Origin of the sequence: Dyadobacter sp. CY351 (assembly GCF_021502625.1) — a bacterium.
GTDB classification, from domain to species: domain Bacteria; phylum Bacteroidota; class Bacteroidia; order Cytophagales; family Spirosomataceae; genus Dyadobacter; species Dyadobacter chenhuakuii.
Window position 1 is genome coordinate 481,089 of sequence record NZ_JAKFFU010000004.1, and the last position, 18,141, is coordinate 499,229.

At 44.9% G+C, this 18,141-nt stretch carries 20 protein-coding genes; 18 read left to right on the plus strand and 2 right to left on the minus strand.

Annotation, left to right across the window (positions count from 1 at the left end; genetic code table 11):
- Positions 1-47: 47 nt before the first annotated feature.
- From L0660_RS11185 to L0660_RS11205, 5 genes are all read left to right on the plus strand, one after another.
- Entirely contained in the window at positions 48-335 is a 288-nt protein-coding gene (locus tag L0660_RS11185; RefSeq protein WP_310589629.1) for a DUF5618 family protein, read from the plus strand.
- Positions 336-442: 107 nt separating this feature from the next.
- On the plus strand, positions 443-877 hold the full coding sequence (locus L0660_RS11190; protein WP_233796915.1) for a SufE family protein: 435 nt from the start codon (positions 443-445) through the stop codon (positions 875-877).
- A gap of 24 nt (positions 878-901) precedes the next feature.
- Positions 902-1,213, plus strand: a complete 312-nt coding sequence (locus tag L0660_RS11195) for an SUF system Fe-S cluster assembly protein (RefSeq protein ID WP_026631607.1) — start codon at positions 902-904, stop codon at positions 1,211-1,213.
- 52 nt (positions 1,214-1,265) lie between these two features.
- Positions 1,266-1,694 (plus strand): BrxA/BrxB family bacilliredoxin, encoded by a 429-nt coding sequence (locus tag L0660_RS11200; RefSeq protein WP_026631606.1) that lies wholly within the window; start codon positions 1,266-1,268, stop codon positions 1,692-1,694.
- A gap of 93 nt (positions 1,695-1,787) precedes the next feature.
- Positions 1,788-2,897, plus strand: coding sequence for a VWA domain-containing protein (locus tag L0660_RS11205; protein ID WP_235159538.1), 1,110 nt, complete (start codon positions 1,788-1,790; stop codon positions 2,895-2,897).
- Between the two features lie 3 nt (positions 2,898-2,900).
- On the opposite strand, the gene L0660_RS11210 is transcribed toward L0660_RS11205, so the two are convergent.
- The gene (locus tag L0660_RS11210; RefSeq protein ID WP_235159539.1) at positions 2,901-5,378 is read right to left on the minus strand and encodes a PIG-L family deacetylase; all 2,478 of its coding nucleotides are present in this window, start codon (positions 5,376-5,378) and stop codon (positions 2,901-2,903) included.
- Positions 5,379-5,408: 30 nt separating this feature from the next.
- Positions 5,409-6,035, minus strand: a complete 627-nt coding sequence (locus tag L0660_RS11215; RefSeq protein WP_235159540.1) for a 4'-phosphopantetheinyl transferase superfamily protein — start codon at positions 6,033-6,035, stop codon at positions 5,409-5,411.
- Positions 6,036-6,097: 62 nt separating this feature from the next.
- Between L0660_RS11215 and L0660_RS11220 the strand changes: the two genes are divergently transcribed.
- The 13 genes from L0660_RS11220 to L0660_RS11280 all read left to right on the plus strand — a co-directional run bounded on the left by L0660_RS11220 (position 6,098) and on the right by L0660_RS11280 (position 18,139).
- Entirely contained in the window at positions 6,098-7,819 is a 1,722-nt protein-coding gene (locus tag L0660_RS11220) for a C45 family peptidase (RefSeq protein WP_235159541.1), read from the plus strand.
- Positions 7,809-9,071 carry a phenylacetate--CoA ligase family protein gene (locus L0660_RS11225; RefSeq protein ID WP_235159542.1) on the plus strand — a complete coding sequence of 421 codons (1,263 nt, stop codon included), beginning with the start codon at positions 7,809-7,811 and terminating at the stop codon, positions 9,069-9,071. The genes L0660_RS11220 and L0660_RS11225 overlap by 11 nt, the downstream gene beginning before the upstream one ends.
- A 35-nt stretch (positions 9,072-9,106) precedes the next feature.
- Entirely contained in the window at positions 9,107-9,718 is a 612-nt protein-coding gene (locus L0660_RS11230) for a hypothetical protein (RefSeq protein WP_235159543.1), read from the plus strand.
- Positions 9,719-9,951: 233 nt separating this feature from the next.
- The gene (locus L0660_RS11235; protein ID WP_235159544.1) at positions 9,952-10,677 is read left to right on the plus strand and encodes a YdcF family protein; all 726 of its coding nucleotides are present in this window, start codon (positions 9,952-9,954) and stop codon (positions 10,675-10,677) included.
- A gap of 9 nt (positions 10,678-10,686) precedes the next feature.
- Positions 10,687-11,745 carry a methyltransferase gene (locus L0660_RS11240; RefSeq protein WP_235159545.1) on the plus strand — a complete coding sequence of 353 codons (1,059 nt, stop codon included), beginning with the start codon at positions 10,687-10,689 and terminating at the stop codon, positions 11,743-11,745.
- A gap of 50 nt (positions 11,746-11,795) precedes the next feature.
- Positions 11,796-12,278 (plus strand): hypothetical protein, encoded by a 483-nt coding sequence (locus L0660_RS11245; RefSeq protein WP_235159546.1) that lies wholly within the window; start codon positions 11,796-11,798, stop codon positions 12,276-12,278.
- A gap of 29 nt (positions 12,279-12,307) precedes the next feature.
- Entirely contained in the window at positions 12,308-13,216 is a 909-nt protein-coding gene (locus L0660_RS11250) for a hypothetical protein (protein WP_235159547.1), read from the plus strand.
- 2 nt (positions 13,217-13,218) lie between these two features.
- A complete protein-coding gene (locus L0660_RS11255; RefSeq protein WP_235159548.1) occupies positions 13,219-14,361 on the plus strand; it encodes a beta-ketoacyl-ACP synthase III in 1,143 nt (380 codons plus the stop codon).
- A 15-nt stretch (positions 14,362-14,376) separates the two neighbouring features.
- Positions 14,377-14,775 carry a hypothetical protein gene (locus tag L0660_RS11260; protein ID WP_233796903.1) on the plus strand — a complete coding sequence of 133 codons (399 nt, stop codon included), beginning with the start codon at positions 14,377-14,379 and terminating at the stop codon, positions 14,773-14,775.
- A 4-nt stretch (positions 14,776-14,779) separates the two neighbouring features.
- Positions 14,780-15,811, plus strand: a complete 1,032-nt coding sequence (locus L0660_RS26225) for a BtrH N-terminal domain-containing protein (RefSeq protein WP_235159549.1) — start codon at positions 14,780-14,782, stop codon at positions 15,809-15,811.
- A 10-nt stretch (positions 15,812-15,821) separates the two neighbouring features.
- The gene (locus L0660_RS11270; protein ID WP_235159550.1) at positions 15,822-16,571 is read left to right on the plus strand and encodes an ABC transporter ATP-binding protein; all 750 of its coding nucleotides are present in this window, start codon (positions 15,822-15,824) and stop codon (positions 16,569-16,571) included.
- Position 16,572: 1 nt separating this feature from the next.
- Positions 16,573-17,850, plus strand: a complete 1,278-nt coding sequence (locus L0660_RS11275; RefSeq protein ID WP_235159551.1) for an ABC transporter permease — start codon at positions 16,573-16,575, stop codon at positions 17,848-17,850.
- A gap of 22 nt (positions 17,851-17,872) precedes the next feature.
- Positions 17,873-18,139: a phosphopantetheine-binding protein gene (locus L0660_RS11280; protein ID WP_233796899.1), complete on the plus strand. Its 267-nt coding sequence runs from the start codon at positions 17,873-17,875 to the stop codon at positions 18,137-18,139.
- The last annotated feature ends 2 nt before the right edge of the window (positions 18,140-18,141 follow it).

Consider the following 18,141-nt stretch of genomic DNA (forward strand, 5'->3'; position numbering starts at 1 on the left):
TATTATTAAATTAACCTCCGAATTTTAAACCAAATCTATATACACCTATGCCAAATACAGTACAAGAAGCAAAGCGTTATCTGGATAACGCGAAAGAGATTTTACGAGAGAAAGCGAAGAAAGAGGATGGGTTTTATCAGGATAAAAAATATGTAAAGCTTGCAGGACATGCAGCTTACACGGGTGTTCTGGTAGCGCTGGATAGCTTATTAGGCAAAAAAACCAAAGGCCGCAAGAGCGTAGAATGGTATCAGAATGAGTTGAGTAAGGTTGATAAAAAGGCACTTACAACTTTCAATGATGCCTACGACACATTACATCTGGCGATGAGCTAAGATGGCAACCGTTCAGCAAAGTTGTCGGCTGAGGGATTGGAGTTAGCCGAATCGCTGATTAATTGGGTTAGTACGCGAACTGCTGCTGCATAATTTTAAAAATACAAATGACCATAAACGAGATACAGGACGAACTAATTTCGGATTTTGAATTGTTTGATGATTGGGAGAGTAAGTACGAGTATATTATAGATCTCGGAAAGCAGTTCCCGCCATTGGAAGAGCAATATAAGACTGAGGATAACATTATTAAGGGCTGCCAATCCCGCGTGTGGCTGAATGCTTACATGGATGGCGATTTGCTGAAATTTGAAGCGGATAGCGATGCGATTATTGTTCGCGGACTGGTCAGCATGCTTGTGAAAGTTTTGTCAGGACATACGCCGAAGGAAATTGCCAGTGCGGACCTTTATTTCATGGAACGCATTGGATTACACCAGCATCTTGCGCAAACCCGGTCAAACGGCCTGGCGTCAATGTTGAAACAAATGAAGGCTTATGGTGTGGCTTTTCAGGCAAGCTCTTTTAATACAGCGAATTAATTCAGATCAGTAAATTTATATAAAATGTCAGAGTCAGAATTAAGGGAAGAAGTTGTTAAGGCCATTAAGACCGTGTACGATCCGGAGATTCCGGTGGATGTGTATGAGTTGGGGCTGATTTACGATTTGAAGATTTTCCCTGTCAATAACGTATTTGTTTCCATGACTTTGACGTCGCCTTCATGCCCGTCTGCAGGAACATTGCCGGGGGAAGTAGAACAGAAGATCCGTGAAGTGGAAGGGGTGAATGATGTAAGTCTTGAACTTACATTTGATCCTCCTTATACAACAGAAATGATGTCGGAAGAAGCAAAACTTGAACTTGGGTTCATGTAGTTTCCGGCTGAGAAGAATATAATTTTATCATAAACTTTAATTTTTAGAAAATATGTATCCACCACAATTAGTGGCTCCGATGAAAGCTGAACTGGTTAATGTTGGTTTTCAGGATTTGACAACGGCTGAGGAAGTTGACAACTTTATGCAAACTACAAAAGGAACAGCTTTGGTTGTGATCAATTCAGTTTGCGGATGTGCGGCTGGTGCTGCCCGTCCAGGTGTAACAGCAGCTTTGTCACGCAGCGAAATTAAGCCTGATCATTTGGCAACCGTTTTTGCAGGAGCTGATCTGGAAGCAGTCGCTAAAATGCGCGAATATACATTGCCATATCCTCCGTCTTCGCCGGCAGTAGCGCTTTTCAAAGATGGTGAATTGATCCACTTTGTTGAGCGTCATCACATTGAAGGCCGTTCGGCTGAGATGATTGCACAACATTTGCAAATGGCATTTGAAGAGTTCTGCGCAGAAGAAGCGTAGTCTTTTTAAAGTATGAATGAATATGCGGCTACTTTCGATTAAATTTGAAAGTAGCCGTCTCTTTTTCGAGATCTTTTTAAGCCCGATTTTTATATGCGCGGACATCGTTTTTCAAAATTTATTCCAGCCGAACAAGGCCCAAACAGCAAGTTTGAGCAATTGTTTGACATCTTTCAGCAGTTATTGTTAATGACTTCCGGCGATGTGAGTGAGGCAATGTCATGGCTTAGTGAACTCGACCGCCAATATAATCTGACCAATGATTCCTATGGCATCGGTGATTTCTTCGATGACCTGAAAAAGAAAGGATATATCACGGAAGAGAAGCAGGAGGGTGAGAGCAAGATCATTATGACGCCAAAAGCTGAAAAAAGCATCCGTAAAAGTGCTTTGGACGAGATTTTTGGTAAGTTGAAACGCTCGAAAACAGGCGGAAACCATCACACGCCGCATATGGGCGTCGGCGATGAGCTGAGCAGCGACATTCGTCAATTTCAGTTTGGTGACACGCTGGATCAGATCGCGATGACGGAATCCATCAAGAATGCGCAGGTTAACCACGGGATCGGCGATTTTATGCTGATGGAAAATGACCTGGAAGTGGTGGAACGTGAGCAAAAAACAACCACTGCAACCGTTGTTATGATTGATATCAGTCACTCCATGATCTTATATGGAGAAGACCGGATCACGCCTGCAAAAAAAGTAGCGTTGGCACTCGCCGAGCTCATCAGAAGTAAATATCCAAAGGATTCGCTTGACATTATCGTTTTTGGTAACGATGCGTGGCAGATCCAGATCAAAGATCTGCCTTACCTGGAAGTAGGCCCTTACCATACAAACACAGTGGCGGGTCTGGAGCTTGCTATGGACATTCTGCGCCGGAAAAAAACGCGTAACAAGCAGATTTTCATGATCACGGATGGTAAGCCAACCTGTCTGAAAGAAGGAATCCGTTATTACAAAAACAGCTTCGGCCTCGATCGCAAGATCATTAGCAAAACCCTGACCCTGGCAGCACAATGCAGAAGGCTGGACATTCCCGTGACGACATTCATGATCGCCACGGATCCCTACCTGAAACAATTTGTACAGAATTTCACCCAAGTGAATAATGGGCGTGCCTATTACAGCAACCTGCAAGGCCTGGGCGGATTTGTGCTGGAAGACTTCCAGCGTAACCGCAGAAAAAACGTTAAGTAATGCTTACTTTTTGCCAGCAGAAATCATGTTGGCAAAAAGTCTGTATGCTCCCGTAACACCTGCCGGAAGCTCCCGGAAAAAGGACAAACCTGTGTAAATGTAGTGTCCCTTGCCATATTGAGCATAAAGCACGCTTCCTTCCTTCAAAGTTTCGTCTTTGTCATTGGCTGAAAACAAGGCCTGGTAATTCTTTTTGTCCCAGGTTTGAGCGAAATAAAGCCCGCGTTCCTGGATCCAGCCATTGAAATCTTTCTCTGTTATCTTGTTGGGATAATTCAGTAATGGGTGCTCAGGCAATAGAAAGCGCATTTCTGCGTCCTCTTCGGCAACGCGGTCCCTTCCCAGTTCCATGTCGTAAGGCCCGATCTGCTTTACTTTTTGTCCACCCGGAATGGTGTATTGCACAACCATCGTGCCGCCGTTCTTAACATAATCCATCAATTTGGATTGGTAATTGGCCAAATAATTCTCCGTATTATAAGCCCTGACGCCCACAACAATGGCATCGTAAACTGCCAGATCCTTCGCCAAACCAGCTTCATTCAACATGGTAACCTGGCAATCCATTTGCCGCAAAGCTGTTGGCACATCATCACCGGCACCGGCAATGTAACCAATGTTCTTGACGGTTGTCTTTACATCGATTTTGGCCAGTTTCGCTTCCGATGTAGGGAAGATCGTCTGACTTGGAATGTGCTGGTAAGCGATGGTTTTAACGGATTTATCAAGCATCCGGCCGTCGACAGTTGCGATTGCTTTTAATTTTACTTCCTGATTATCAGCCGGGGGCGTAACAATGAATGAGAAATATTGCTGCTGATATTTTCCTTTCAAATCAAAACTTGCAGACTCGGGAACAGATTTCCAGCCTGCGGGAATTTCTGGCTTAACCGATCCTTTCACATTTTTCTGCTGTGCTTCTACGACGATGGTAACCGTTTTGGGCTCCATTGATGAGAATATGAAAACGGGCTCTGTAATGGTAGTCGTTACAGCAGGGCGGATTTCAAATGGACGGTAAATCTCACCTTGTGCCGGATCTGTGCTTTTATAAATCCAGGGGCGTGAAAAGCTGAATTGCTGGCCGCCGATTTCAAATGTAAATTTGGTAACGGTTTCCGGGCGGTTTTCAGGGAATCCAATGTCCTGCTGATTATCAATTTGGAACAAACCTTTGTCAATCGGCTTTTCCAGCCAGTAGGGTTGCGTGATTTTCAGACTTGTTGGTAAAACCGGGCTCAATGCTATAGAATTCAGTTCGTTATCTTCCAGAGACATGTTTAATGTGCTGTCTTTTTTGTTTCCTGTCCATTGCAGGGAAAGGAGTTTCACTGGATAATCAGATCTTTTCACAACAGACACCTTAACAGAAGCGGTATCGCCTGCAACCTGGGAGAAATCATCCGGATTGGTTTCAAACCAAAGTCCGGCACATTGTAATATTAGCTCTTTAACTTCTTCCTTTTTTGCCTTGATATAAATGTTCGCCGAATCCAGCTTGTTCAGTTCGGCATTGATTTTCAAAAGCTCGGGAACGGATGCGGAAGGCTTGTTTACAGAAAAGTTTTTGATCGCGGCTAAAACCATAGCTTGCACTTTTTCGCTTCCTTTCACGCGTTTCCAAGAAACGTCAATGCCGTCAAACAGGGTTTTTTGTGCTGGTTCGCCCACTTTATGCAGGAAATAATCGATCCGGGCCCCACGCTGAGGTGCGCTTCCAAATCCCTGGCTTCTATGCTGGCTGCGGCTTTCTGCTGCAATTTCTGTATAAGATTTGCCTAAAATCGGATTATAACCGCCTATTTCAACAGATATGAAAGGGTTTTTCTCTTCGGTGGGCTGCTTGTTCGTAAAACCAGGCGTGTACGTGTTCCAAACGAGTCTTTTCGCTTGCCATGGTTTTACAAATTTCAGTTGATCGGGGTAGGATTTCGGATCGGCGGCCATGCTGAAACCTTGTTCAGCCAAAAATGCGGAAGTTTGGTGGTGACCGTGTCCAGCGCGTGGATCGGGCGGGAAGCGGGTAATGATGACGTCGGGCTGGAACTTGCGAATCATCCAGATCACATCGCCCAGCACTTTGTCCTTATCCCAAAAATTCAATGTTTCTTCGCGTGTTTTGGAAAAACCAAAATCATAAGCCCTTGAAAAAAATTGCTGTGCGCCATCAATGCGCCGTGCAGCGAGCAGCTCCTGCGTCCTGATAACGCCAATGTTATAACCCTGTTCCGCACCGATCAGGTTTTGCCCGCCGTCGCCTCTCGTTAATGATAAATATCCCGTCCTCACAAGCTGATCTTTGGACAAATAGGAAAGCATCAGCGTGTTTTCATCGTCCGGATGCGCCGCAATGTAAAGCACCGAGCCTAAGACGTTCAGTTTCTTAATGTTCTGAAAAATTTCACTCGATGACTGCGAAGGAACCTGTGCGGAAATTTGGAAAGCAATTAATAAAAAGAGGATGGTAAGAACTCGCTGCATATGGGGATTAGGTTTTAAACTTTTGCAAAATCAAATGGTCCAGGCCAGTAAGTAGTCTTCAAATGCGTCATAATGCACTTTGACAGACCTGTTTACATTTTCCTTTTGAATACAAACCTCAATTGTTCCATTTTGGTTGCTCTGAAAAGGATTTGTAATAATATGTTTTTTCAAGTCCAGATCCGCATCGCCTGCATATTTAAATACAGCCTCCTTGGCACACCATATCAAATGCAGCAAAACGTTGTCGTTCAGATCCGTCCACTGCATTTCGGCATCGTTCAGAAAATAATCGGCACCTTTTGAAATAGATGGTTTCATTTGCTGTAAATCCACTCCAACTGGCTTACGATCATGCACATACACGCAGGCATAGGCACCCGAATGCGACATGGAGAGTTGCCTTGTGCTATCTTTTATATGTGGCTTGCGATTTTCATCATAGACAATGATAGGTTGCATTTGACTCATTTCCTGCAATAAAATGCGGCAGGCCAGCCATTCCTGCTTTCTCCGGTCGGTTTTTTTATCTTCCAGTGCCAGCAATTCCGAGTCGGGGAGGTTAACCATTTCTTTCAGCTCCTGCCAACTTTCCGACATCCTCCATAACCCCAACGTTGAATCATCCGAGATGCTTTTTATGTAACAGATGGCCATTTATTGTTAATTTTGATATTCAAACCGGGCATAATAACTGCATTTGCCCGTCTCTGCTCATTATGTGGCCCAAAAATAGAATTACGAGGAACGTCCTGAAAACCTTTGGCATATTCCTGCTCATTGCGGGTATTCTCTTTGGCCTTTTCCTCTGGCGCATCCGCGTGCCGGCTCCCAAGCTTGAAAGTAATAAAACAACCGGGAGTTACAAGCGCATGAAGGTGGCCGAAGATCATTATACGGTCGGAAATTGCTGGCTTAAAAAGAATAAGCAAGGAATCTGGGAAATGTATCTGGAAGGGAAGCCTTACGAGCGCGGGCTCATTTACGGGATCCTTGCAAAGGAATTAATGGAAAAGCAGGAAGTCCATTTCGTAAACCAGATCAAGGAAATGATTCCCAGCAGCGTGTTTTTGCAGGTGCTGAAAGGATTTGTCGGCTGGTTTAACCGGGATATTTACAAATATATTCCCCAAGAAAACCAGCAGGAAATTTACGGCGTGTCCCAGTCATTTTCTGAGCAGTTCAACTACATTGGCCCTAAATATTACCGCATTCTCAATTACCACGCCGCCCACGACATCGGCCACGCGCTTACCGATCTGAATATGGTGGGCTGCACGTCTTTTGCAGTCAATAATGCATTGACAAAGGACTCCACGCTGCTGATTGCCAGGAACTTCGATTTCTATATGGGCGACGCTTTCGCCGAAGACAAGCTGATCGTGTTCATGAACCCGGACAAGGGCTACAAATTCGCTTCCTACGCCTGGGCGGGGCTTACAGGTGTGGTTTCGGGAATGAATGAAAAAGGCATAACCGTTACATTAAATGCTTCAAAGTCAGACATTCCGTTTGCGGCGAAGGAGCCGATTTCTATTTTGGCCAGGGAAATTTTGCAGTATGCAGGCACCATTGAAGAAGCCAGGAAAATCGCGCAGCGTAGCGAAACATTCGTTTCCGAATCCTTACTGATCGGTTCCGCGGCCGATGATAATGCGGCTATTATTGAAAAATCGCCACAGAAAATGGATGTTTTTGAATCGGGAAAGGATTATCTGGTTTGCGCCAACCATTACCAGGGAAAATCGTTTGTTGCTGATTCTGTGAACATTAACAACATCAAGGATACAGATTCCAAATCTCGTTTTGATCGCATGAATGAGCTGATGAACCGGTCTTACCCGCTCGATGTGGACAAGGCCGCCGCTATTTTACGCGATCAGAAGGGCGTTAATGACAAATTCGTGGGTTATGGCAATTCAAAAACACTGAACCAGCTCCTTGCGCATCACGGGATTCTTTTCAAGCCGGAAAAAAGAGAAATGTGGATTTCAACGCCGCCTTACCAGTTGGGGGAATTTATTTATTACAATTTAAATGATGTTTTCTCGCGGAACGGAACATTTCAACCCGTGGATTCACTCAAAATCCGTTCAGACCCTTTCCTGGCTTCCAATGATTACAAGAAGTTCGAAGCGTTCAAGGTTACCAAGCAAAAGATCAGTAAATATGTAATGCTGGGCGTTCCTTTCGAGCTCTCGCGCGAAGAAGAGGTTGCTTTTGTAGCCAATAACCCGGAAAGTTATCTTACCTATCTGTTTTTAGGTGATTATTTTAAAAAGAGTAAAAATTCAAAGAAAGCGATCAGCTATTACAGGGAAGCCTTAAAACACGATGTGGCGTCTCTCAAAGAAAGGAATGTGATCAAAGACAAAATTGCCGAAAGCCAAAAAGTCTCCTTTCTGATTTTTAGTTATAAACCTGATTCCAATGACCATTAATATGATCCGCGAAACGCAGGAGCAAAAATTGAAACACTTGCTGGCTTACGTTTCGGCACATTCTCCTTATTACCAGAAGGTTTTTCGGAAGCACGGCGTGGATGTGGACAGCATTGTTTCAATTGCAGATCTGGCAAAGCTGCCTTTCACTACGAAGGACGATCTGGCTGCGGCCAATGATGATTTTTTGTGTGTTCCAAAAAGCAGGATCGCGGATTATGTAACGACTTCGGGCACATTAAGCGATCCGGTGGCATTTTATCTTACAGACTCCGACATTGAAAGGCTTGCCGAGAATGAATCCGAATCGTTTCGCTGCGCCGATGGGAGCGAGCATGACATTTACCAGCTCATGACCACCATTGACAAGCGGTTTATGGCCGGGCTGGCATACTGGATGGGCGCCCGGAAACTAGGAGCCGGAATGATCCGGGTAGGGCCGGGCGCACCGTTTTTGCAATGGGAATCGATCCAGCGTTTTTCGCCAACCGTTATCATCGCCATCCCCTCATTCATTCCCCGGCTCATCGATTACGCCATTGCTAATAACATCGATTTCGCCTCTTCCAGCATCAAATCGGTCATATGCATCGGTGAGCCGATCCGGAATCCGGATTTTACTTATAATGAACTCGGTAAGCGGATCACTTCGCAGTGGGATGTGAAACTTTACTCCACTTATGCGTCAACAGAAATGGGCGCGGCTTTCACGGAATGCAGCGAGGGTAAAGGCGGACATTTGAATGAAGATCTGCTGATCCTGGAAGTGGTTGATGAACAAGATGTTGTGGTTAAAGAGGGAGGGCTTGGAGAGATTGTTATCTCGACATTAGGCGTGGAAGGGATGCCGCTGCTGCGTTACCGGACGGGCGATTTATGCCATGTGCATTACGAAAAATGTGCTTGCGGCCGCACGAGCCCGCGCGTGGGTCCCGTAGTGGGCAGAAAGCAACAAATGATTAAATTTAAGGGAACGACCATTTTTCCGCCTGCTATTTTCGATGTCCTGGATATGGTGCCCGAAATTGACCTTTATCAGGTTGTCGTTGCCAAAAATGAGTATGGAAACGATGACATTTCGATCCAGTTGCCGGATCATCTGGACACTGCCTTTTTTCGGGAAAAACTGCATTCACTGTTCAAATCCAGGCTTCGCGTGACGCCGTCATTTGCGTTCACAACCGCTCACGAACTCAACCTCAGAATATACAAACAGGAAAAACGCAAACCTGAAAAATTGATCTATATTTGACGCCTCTATTACCATATAAAAATAAAATTACGAACATGAAAAAGACCATTTACGCAGCAGTTTTTGCCATTGTTGCGATCGGAGCAACAGATACATTTGCTCAGAGAGTCGAGCTGAAAAGCGGAGACATTGCCGTATTATCAGGCCAGAAAACGGTAAACGTTGAATACGATTATTCAGAGTTCGGGGTTGGGAAATTTGCAACTGAAAAAGAATATCTGGACAAGAAATCTGCTGAATACAATGCAAAGGAAGCAGGCAAAGGTGACGCCTGGAAAAAAGCCTGGGTTGATGACCGCAAAAACCGTTTCGAACCCAAATTCGAAGAGCTTTTCAATAAGGGAATGGCTGACAAAGGCCTGCAAGCCGTTCAGTCCCGTCCGGATGCAACTTACACCTTGATCGTTCGCACTAAATTTGTTGAGCCCGGCTTTAATGTAGGGGTGATGCGTAAAAATGCCTACGTGGATTACGAAGTGGACCTGGTTGAATCTGCGAATAAATCTGCCAAAGTTGCTCAGCTGAATATGCGCAATGTTCCCGGCGGCCAGTTTGGCGGCTTCGATTTTGACACCGGCGTCAGGATCGCGGAATCTTATGCGAAAGCTGGAAAATCTCTGGCTGCATTTTTGGATAAAAAGCTTTAATAACAATCCATAGTCACAATTTTAACATTCTTATGTTATGAAAAAGCTGTGACTTCCTGCATTCGTTCTCATGCATACTGGCTTTACAAAAACCTATAAGGTTTAAAAAGTAAACAGAATTGCCTATTTTTAAAGTCCATTACCGATACCATAGCATATTTTGTAAGCTGTGATTTGTTCGCCAGATTGGGGGAGCGCTTCACAGCTTACTGTTTAACTGATAACCCATAAACGTGCGGATTTTACCTCTCATTTTCCTGGCGCTCATTACCTTATCATTGTCAGGATGCGGAAAAATGCTATATCGGTCGGCTGCAAAAGCATTCAATAAAGGAGTCAAAGAGTCGCCCTATGATGCCGTCATCGTTCCCGGCTTTCCGCACAATGGCGAGAAATGGGATATGATCCTGCAAATGCGCATCCACTGGGCACATTACCTTTATTCAAAGGGATACACCAAAAACATTATCTTCTCAGGCTCTGCCGTTGCTACGCCTTATGTAGAAAGTAAGGTGATGGCCAATTATGCACACGCATTAGGCGTACCCCGCGAAAATATTTTTACCGAAGAAAAAGCCGAGCACAGCACGGAAAACGTATACTATTCTTATCGCCTTGGAAAAGACCTGGGTTTTACGAAACTTGCACTCGCTACCGACCCGATCCAGACGAGCTACATGCGCAAATTCATTAAGCGTTTCGACCTGCCGATCGGGCTTCTGCCGACTGTCATCGATACGTTAAAGGGGATGAACCTTTACGAGCCCAAAGTAGACAACACGCTGGCCGTGCGGGAAGGATTTGTGAAGCTGTCGGAAAGGGAAAATTTTTTCCAGCGTTTCAGGGGCACCATGGGCAGATACATTGTCTGGCATGAGGAAGACCTCAAAAAGAAAAAGCACAGAAGGAAGTTTAAAGATAGAATGATACCCGCCTCTTCGGCCAAAAATGAACCTTAAAAGCGTATAATGAAAAAAGAATTGTCGGCAATTGACGCCAAGTATGAAGCACAAAAAATAGCATTTGGTCCCATGTATTTTCAAGCGGTCGTTGCGCTTCGGGAATTGGGCATTTTGCAGTTTATCAGCAACAATCGGAAAGGTGTCAGCATTGAGACGATTATTGAAAAAACCGGTGTGTCGGAGTATAGTGTTACTTTGTTGCTGGAAGCCGCTGAGGTTCTTGGGGTTGTGGAAGTGGAAGACGACATTATTAAAATTTCCAAGATCGGTTTTTTCCTCCTGAAAGACGAAATGACGCGGGTCAATATCAACTTCATGAATGATGTTTGCTATCTCGGTGCAAAAAATATGACCGAAAGCTTCAAAAATGGCAAACCTGAGGGGCTGAAAGTGCTGGGCAACTGGCCGACCATTTACGAGGGCCTTTCTGTTTTGCCGGAGCCAGCCAAAACTTCCTGGTTCGAATTTGACCATTATTATTCGGACAATGCATTTCCCGAAGCATTAAAAATTGTGTTCAGGAACAATCCAAAATTGATTTTTGACGTAGGCGGAAACACAGGTAAATGGTCATTTGCCTGCTGCAAGCACGATCCGAATGTCAGGTTAAAAATACTTGACCTTCCGGTTCAGCTGAAAGTGGCACAGGCTAATGCAACGGAGCGAAATTTACTGGACCGCATTAGTTTTCACCCGATTGACCTCCTGGATCGTTCGCAGGAAATCCCGAAGGGCGCTGATGTGATCTGGATGAGTCAGTTTCTGGATTGCTTTTCAAAAGAGCAGATCATTCAGATCCTCGAAAATGCGTGCAATGCAGCTTCCGAAAACACGACGCTCTACATCCTGGAACCCTTTTTCGACAACCAGAATTTCCCGGCTGCTCATCATAGCCTGGTGGCTACATCGCTCTATTTCACAATTATGGCGAATGGAAACAGCAAAATGTATCGTGTGGAAGTAATGAAGGATCTGGCCCGTCAGGCTGGGTTCGAAATCGTGGAAACCTATCCGTTGATCGGCGATAGCTATCATACTATTTTGGAATGCAAAAAACGGGCTTAGGAACATCTGGTTCTGATCATTTGTTTAAGCAATAGTCTACGATTAGTTACATGAAAAGATCCCTGATTATCATACTCGTTTGCCTGGCATCCCTGACTACGTTTGGGTTTGTTCAGTCGGAAAAAAAAGATTTTTATAAGGCATTGTCGAGCGGGGAAGAATCCACTATCGATCAGGCGCTTGCAAATCTTGAAAAGGAAAAACCGTCTTCCCGGATCAACGCCTGCAAAGGCGCATTGACAATGAAGAAGGCGGGGTTTCAGAAAAGTGTAAAAGTGAAAGTCAAAACTTTCAAAAAAGGTGCTTATATGCTTGAAGATGAGATTAAAAGTAATCCGGCCAATACAGAATACCGGTTTCTGAGACTAACCATTCAGGAACATGCACCTAAGGTTTTGAAATATAATAAGCAGCTTGACGAAGACAAGCAGGCAGTGATAGCGGGTTTTGGCAAGCTGGACAATGATTTGAAAGCGATTGTTTCCAATTATGCCAAGGATTCCAAGGTGTTGAAAGCGAGTGATTTAAAGTGAGAATTCAGGTAAACAGGAATTGTTGATCAATGGCAAAAATACTAGTCGTAAACTACTCGCAAACCGGACAGTTGAATGAAATCATCGACCAGTTTTTAGCTCCATTCGATCCAAACAGCATAGAGAAGCACCAGATTTTCCCGGTTACACCTTACGTTTTTCCCTGGACTACGGAGGAATTCTTCGATAAGATGCCGGAATGTGTTGAGGAGGACACCATTCCACTAAAATCAATTCCCTACACAGCTGAGCGTTACGACTTGATCGTATTGGGTTATCAGCCCTGGTTTTTGTCCCCTTCGCCACCCGTTACATCCCTGCTTAAAGACCCTACTTTCCAGTCCATCCTGCGCGGCACGCCCGTTGTGACCGTCATAGGAGGAAGAAATATGTGGCTCAATTCGCAGGAGAGTGTTAAAAAGTTAATTAAGAATGCAGGCGGTAAGCTGGTAGGCAACATTCCGCTGATGGACCGGACGTCGAATCTGATCAGCGCATTTACTATTTTACATTGGATGCTAACCGGACGAAAAGACCGAAAATGGAATATTTTTCCACTTCCCGGCGTTAGTGACCAGGATATCCGAAGCGCATCGCAATTTGGCGATATTGTGAACAACGCAGCAGCAAAATCAGATTACGGCAATCTGCAGAACGAGATTCTGGCAACAGGTTTGATCGCGATCCCGACAGACATTCTGTTTATTGAACAACGTGCCAAAAAACTTTTCAGGATCTGGGCAAAGCTGATCAAAACAAAAGGAACGACTCCTGCTAAGCGGAAAAGACTGGTTGGTTTTTTCAAATATTATCTGCTGATCGCCTTGTTTATGGTCGCTCCCGTGATCCTTTTCGTATATAATTTGCTGATCGTGCCTTTTACCGGAAATGCGATTAAGAAGAAAAAACAATACTTTTGTGGTGTAGAAACCAAATAATAATGTCAGACGCATATATTACCAGAATTGCCAAGTTTTTGCCGAATGAGCCCGTTTCCAATGATGAAATGGAAGCATATTTAGGATATATAAATGGAAAGCCTTCCAAATCAAAAGCACTTGTTTTACGTAATAACGGCATAAAAAACAGATATTATGCGCTGCTGAAAGATGGCACAACGACGCATACCAATGCAGAAATGGCGGCGCTGGCGGTAACAAAACTTTTTGAAAAAAATACATCGGAAATAAAGGACGTGGACCTGATCAGTTGTGCTACGTCGAGCCCGGACCAACTGATGCCCTCACACGGTTCAATGGTGCACGGCTACTTGAAAGACACCGGCCCTGTTGAGGTTGTGTCGCCTTCGGGCGTTTGCTGCGCGGGGATGCATGCTTTCAAATATGCCTACATGTCTGTAAAACTGGGCGAAAAGCAGAAAGCGGTGGCCTGCGCGTCCGAAAGGCTTTCTCCGGTTTTGCGCGCGGATCAGTTTGAGGATGAAGTGCAGCAGCTTTTAAGGCTTGAAAAAAATCCTTATCTGGCTTTCGAAAAAGACTTTCTACGCTGGATGCTGTCGGATGGTGCCGGCGCTTTCCTTGTCGAATCCGAGCCCAATAAGTCCGGTATATCATTGAAAATTGATTGGATAGAAGGCTGCTCCTATGCCAACGAGGAGGAGGCATGCATGTATATGGGCGCTGACAAGCAGGAGGACGGTACGCTTAAAAGCTATAAAGATTTTAAAAGTGAGCAGGTCCTGGAACAGTCTGTGTTCAGTATCAAGCAGGATGTGAAGCTTTTAGGAGAAAAAATTGTTAAATTGGGTTTTGCCAAATTAAAGGATATCCTCGACAAACGGGGGATCAGCATGGATGAAGTGAGCTATTTCCTGCCGCACTTGTCCAGCTACTTTTTTGAAAACAAAATCGAAGACTTCTGTAACGAGAACGGCATGCCGATTTCAAAGGAAAAGTGGTATACCAACCTGGTTACCAAGGGCAATGTAGGTTCGGCTTCGATTTATATGATGCTTGAAGAAGTTTTTTACAGCGGGGCACTGAAAAAGGGTGAGAAGATACTTTTAGCAGTTCCCGAAAGCTCCCGCTTCTCTTATATGTTCTGTATGTTGACCGTTTGCTGATCTAATTGCTGATCCATGAAAAAGGAAGACCTTCCACAAGACCCGGGCGCACTGGATAAATTTACCAGGGAAGTATGTTACGTCAAAAATCAGGACGGAAAATACGAAACCGCGTTGAGCAGAGGTTGGGAGGTTAAAAAACAGGCGCTGGATAGCGCATGGGACGATGTGAATGAACGGATAGCGGACGCCAGAAAAGCCGTAGCAAACGGTGAGAAAAGTCCGATCTACTACTATATGGAACTCCGGTTGATGGATCTGTCGGTTCTGTCGGGTTACACAGGTTTTTTTCCTTTTTTTATCAAAAGACATTTAAAACCATCTGTTTTTAAAGGATTAAGCGACCGGAAGCTGGAAAAATATGCCAGCGCATTCGATGTTACATTGCAGGAATTGAAAAATTTTAAAGGTTGATCCAGTGAATATTGATAGCCATACGGATGAGTTCCGCCACGTTCAGACCGCACATTGTGAGAATGGGGTTACCACGGCATTGTTGCGTTATCACGGTCTGGATTTCATGACCGAGCCGCTGGCCTTTGGAATGGGCTCAGGGCTTTTTTACATTCAGATTCCTTTCCTTACCATTAATAACGGCCCTGCAATTTCTTTCAGGACCATGCCGGGTGCTATTTTCAAGCGGACTTGCAATTCACTTAATGTAGATGTGACGCGGAAAAAATTCTCAAATGTAGCCTCAGCGGAAGCGTTCCTGGACAAAAAAGTCCAGGAAGGCGTCCCGGTGGCCTGCCAGGTCGGCGTTTTTCACCTTACTTATTTTCCAAAAGAATACCGGTTCCATTTCAATGCCCATAACCTGATCGTTTTCGGGCAGGAAGACAATAATTATCTTATCAGTGATCCGGTCATGGAGGATGTGACCACTTTATCCAAGTCGGATCTCAGCCGCGTTCGTTTTGCACAAGGCCCGCTGGCTCCGAAAGGACACATTTATTATCCTGAACGGGTGAAACCGGTGACCGATGACATGATCCGTAAAGGGATTGTAAAAGGAATCCGTCGGAATGTGCGTGATATGCTCAAAATTCCGGGCAGCTTTGCCGGCGTGGATGGCATCAGGCACACAGCGGGGCATATCCGCAAGTGGCGCGATAAGCTTGGGCTGAAAAAAGCCAGCCTTTATCTGGGTCAAATTGTTCGGATGCAGGAAGAGATCGGCACAGGCGGAGGCGGTTTTCGGTTCCTATACGGTGCATTTCTGGAAGAAGCGTCCGCTTACATGCAGGATGATCGTTTGTCGGCTGTTTCTGAGGACTTTACCAAAGCAGGCGACATGTGGCGCGCGAGTGCGATCAAAATGGCGGGCGTTTACAAAGGCCGGTTGACGGAACAAAAAGATTTTGATGAAATAGCCGATATGCTGGTTGATATCAGATTGGTAGAGAAAGAAGCGTTTCAGAAACTATCGCGCATGAGTCTTGGTAAATGAGCATTACGATATGACCGAACCGGTTAGCATTGAAATACAAAACGTTTCTAAAAAATATAAAACTGCACAGGAAAACAGCCTCACCGACGTCTCCCTGAACATTGGTACGTCTGATATTTTTGGTTTGCTGGGACCCAATGGGGCCGGCAAGACAACATTGATCTCGATCCTTTGCGGCATAATCCCGCCATCATCCGGAACAATTAACTTTTACTACCAAAACCAATTTATTTCCGAACAGGAACGAAAAAGCCACATAGGATTTGTTCCTCAGGAATATTCTTTCTACCAGGAACTTACGCCGCGGCAAAACCTGGACTACTTCGGTGCCATGTACAACCTGGGCAAGGAAGAGCTGGAAGCGCGTCGGGAAGATCTGCTGGAAATTTTGGGACTGGCCCGCTTTGCGGATAAAAAAGTCGGGTCATTTTCAGGCGGGATGAAACGCCGGGTTAACCTTGCGATCGGCATTATTCACAAACCCGATATCCTTTTTCTGGACGAGCCCACAGTGGGGGTCGATGTGCAAAGCCGCAATGCGATCATCCGCTATTTGCAGGAAATAAATAAGGCCGGTACGACCATCATCTACACTTCCCACCACATGTCCGAAGCAGAGGAATTCTGCAAGCACATTGCGCTCATTGACCATGGTAGGGTTATTGCTAAAGGCGACCTTACAGATCTGAGGAAAACGCATGACGCTCCTAATCTGCAATCATTATTTATCAAACTGACAGGGGAGGAGTACAGGGATTAATATGTTCAAGGTTTTTTCATCATTACGCAAAGAATATCTGCTGCTGATCAACGATAAGGTTGGCCTGGCGCTGATGTTCCTGATGCCGCTGCTGCTGGTATTTATCATTACCATTATCCAGGACAGTGCGTATAAAATGGTGAATGAGAACCAGATCCCGCTGCTCGTGGTCAATCACGACGCGGGTAAGGAAGGTGATAAGCTTGTTGACCTTCTCAAAAAATCCGGCCTTTTCAAGATCGATTCGCAGGATGCAGTTCCTGAAAAGTCGTTGAAATCCGAATTATTATCAAGGGGAAAATTGATCGGGTTATATATTCCTAAAACATTTTCCTCGGGGCTTGAAAGCAATGCAGCCGATGTGAGTAACATTCTGATGGACGATCTGGGGCTGGAACGTGATTCAATTAACACGGAGAAGGTATCGATGCCGACGCTATCTTTTTATAATGACCCGGTTTTGCAGGAGAATTACAGCTTTTCGGTCATGGGCATTATTCAATCCTACATGAGTGTTATTGAAAATTCCCTGATGATCGACCGGATGTACTCAACCATGGACCTGGGTGGACAGTCGGAAGAGTTGAAAAAGAAAATGATCTCCAACAGGGTTAAGATCAATCAGATCGTGGCCAGCAACAATAACTCGACGGCTATTCCCAATTCTACACAGCATAATGTACCTGCCTGGACGATTTTTGCCATGTTTTTTATGGTCGTCTCGCTGGGCAGTAACATTGTAAAAGAGCGCATTAACGGCAGTTTTCTGCGACTGAAAACCATGCCTACGACATTTATGCTGGTGATGTTTAGTAAAATGGCCATTTACGTGCTGGTAGCAGTGGTGCAGGTAGCATTGACATTTTCCATGGGAATATGGATCCTTCCCGAGCTCGGACTTCCCAAACTAACCATTCCTACTAACCTTTTTGCATTCGCCTGCGTGATCCTGATCAGCAGCATGGCCGCCGTGAGTTATGCATTGATGATCGGCGCCTATGCACGGACCGAGCAGCAGGCAAATGGTTTCGGAGCGATTTCCATTATTATTTTCGGGGCAATAGGCGGAATACTGGTGCCTACATTCGTTATGCCTGGTTTTATGCAGTTTGCCAGCAACTTTTCACCTCTGCACTGGTGCCTGGAAGGTTTCTACATTCTTTTCCTCAAAGGCGGAAGCTGGCAGGAGCTCAAAAATGTCTTCGCCTTTTTAGGGATATTTATCCTGCTTTGTCAACTTGCCACTTATTTTAAGCTTAGGATGGAAAGAATTATTTAAGTTTGAATTCAGAAAAGAAATTATGGACATAGAAAGTTTAAAACCCGTCATTAAAGGTCAGATTGTACAATATTTGAATTTACTTGACATTAATCCGCAGGACATTAAGGATGACGAACCCCTTTTCGGAGGCGACCTGGGCCTGGATTCAATTGATTCGCTGGAACTGGTGGTGCTTCTTGAAAGAGAGTACGGGATCAAAATCACTAACCCTGCCGAGGGAAGAAAAATCCTTGTGGATGTAAACCACATGGCTGAATATATTTTAGCAAATACAAAAACGGCCTGAAT

Excerpts from the sequence above, each read along its gene's own strand:
- L0660_RS11185 (WP_310589629.1), top strand. The coding sequence starts at position 48 with ATGCCAAATACAGTACAAGAAGCAAAGCGTTATCTGGATAACGCGAAA.
- L0660_RS11190 (WP_233796915.1), top strand. The coding sequence starts at position 443 with ATGACCATAAACGAGATACAGGACGAACTAATTTCGGATTTTGAATTG.
- L0660_RS11195 (WP_026631607.1), top strand. The coding sequence starts at position 902 with ATGTCAGAGTCAGAATTAAGGGAAGAAGTTGTTAAGGCCATTAAGACC.
- L0660_RS11200 (WP_026631606.1), top strand. The coding sequence starts at position 1,266 with ATGTATCCACCACAATTAGTGGCTCCGATGAAAGCTGAACTGGTTAAT.
- L0660_RS11205 (WP_235159538.1), top strand. The coding sequence starts at position 1,788 with ATGCGCGGACATCGTTTTTCAAAATTTATTCCAGCCGAACAAGGCCCA.
- L0660_RS11210 (WP_235159539.1), bottom strand. The coding sequence starts at position 5,378 with ATGCAGCGAGTTCTTACCATCCTCTTTTTATTAATTGCTTTCCAAATT.
- L0660_RS11215 (WP_235159540.1), bottom strand. The coding sequence starts at position 6,035 with ATGGCCATCTGTTACATAAAAAGCATCTCGGATGATTCAACGTTGGGG.
- L0660_RS11220 (WP_235159541.1), top strand. The coding sequence starts at position 6,098 with ATGTGGCCCAAAAATAGAATTACGAGGAACGTCCTGAAAACCTTTGGC.
- L0660_RS11225 (WP_235159542.1), top strand. The coding sequence starts at position 7,809 with ATGACCATTAATATGATCCGCGAAACGCAGGAGCAAAAATTGAAACAC.
- L0660_RS11230 (WP_235159543.1), top strand. The coding sequence starts at position 9,107 with ATGAAAAAGACCATTTACGCAGCAGTTTTTGCCATTGTTGCGATCGGA.
- L0660_RS11240 (WP_235159545.1), top strand. The coding sequence starts at position 10,687 with ATGAAAAAAGAATTGTCGGCAATTGACGCCAAGTATGAAGCACAAAAA.
- L0660_RS11245 (WP_235159546.1), top strand. The coding sequence starts at position 11,796 with ATGAAAAGATCCCTGATTATCATACTCGTTTGCCTGGCATCCCTGACT.
- L0660_RS11250 (WP_235159547.1), top strand. The coding sequence starts at position 12,308 with ATGGCAAAAATACTAGTCGTAAACTACTCGCAAACCGGACAGTTGAAT.
- L0660_RS11255 (WP_235159548.1), top strand. The coding sequence starts at position 13,219 with ATGTCAGACGCATATATTACCAGAATTGCCAAGTTTTTGCCGAATGAG.
- L0660_RS11260 (WP_233796903.1), top strand. The coding sequence starts at position 14,377 with ATGAAAAAGGAAGACCTTCCACAAGACCCGGGCGCACTGGATAAATTT.
- L0660_RS11270 (WP_235159550.1), top strand. The coding sequence starts at position 15,822 with ATGACCGAACCGGTTAGCATTGAAATACAAAACGTTTCTAAAAAATAT.
- L0660_RS11275 (WP_235159551.1), top strand. The coding sequence starts at position 16,573 with ATGTTCAAGGTTTTTTCATCATTACGCAAAGAATATCTGCTGCTGATC.
- L0660_RS11280 (WP_233796899.1), top strand. The coding sequence starts at position 17,873 with ATGGACATAGAAAGTTTAAAACCCGTCATTAAAGGTCAGATTGTACAA.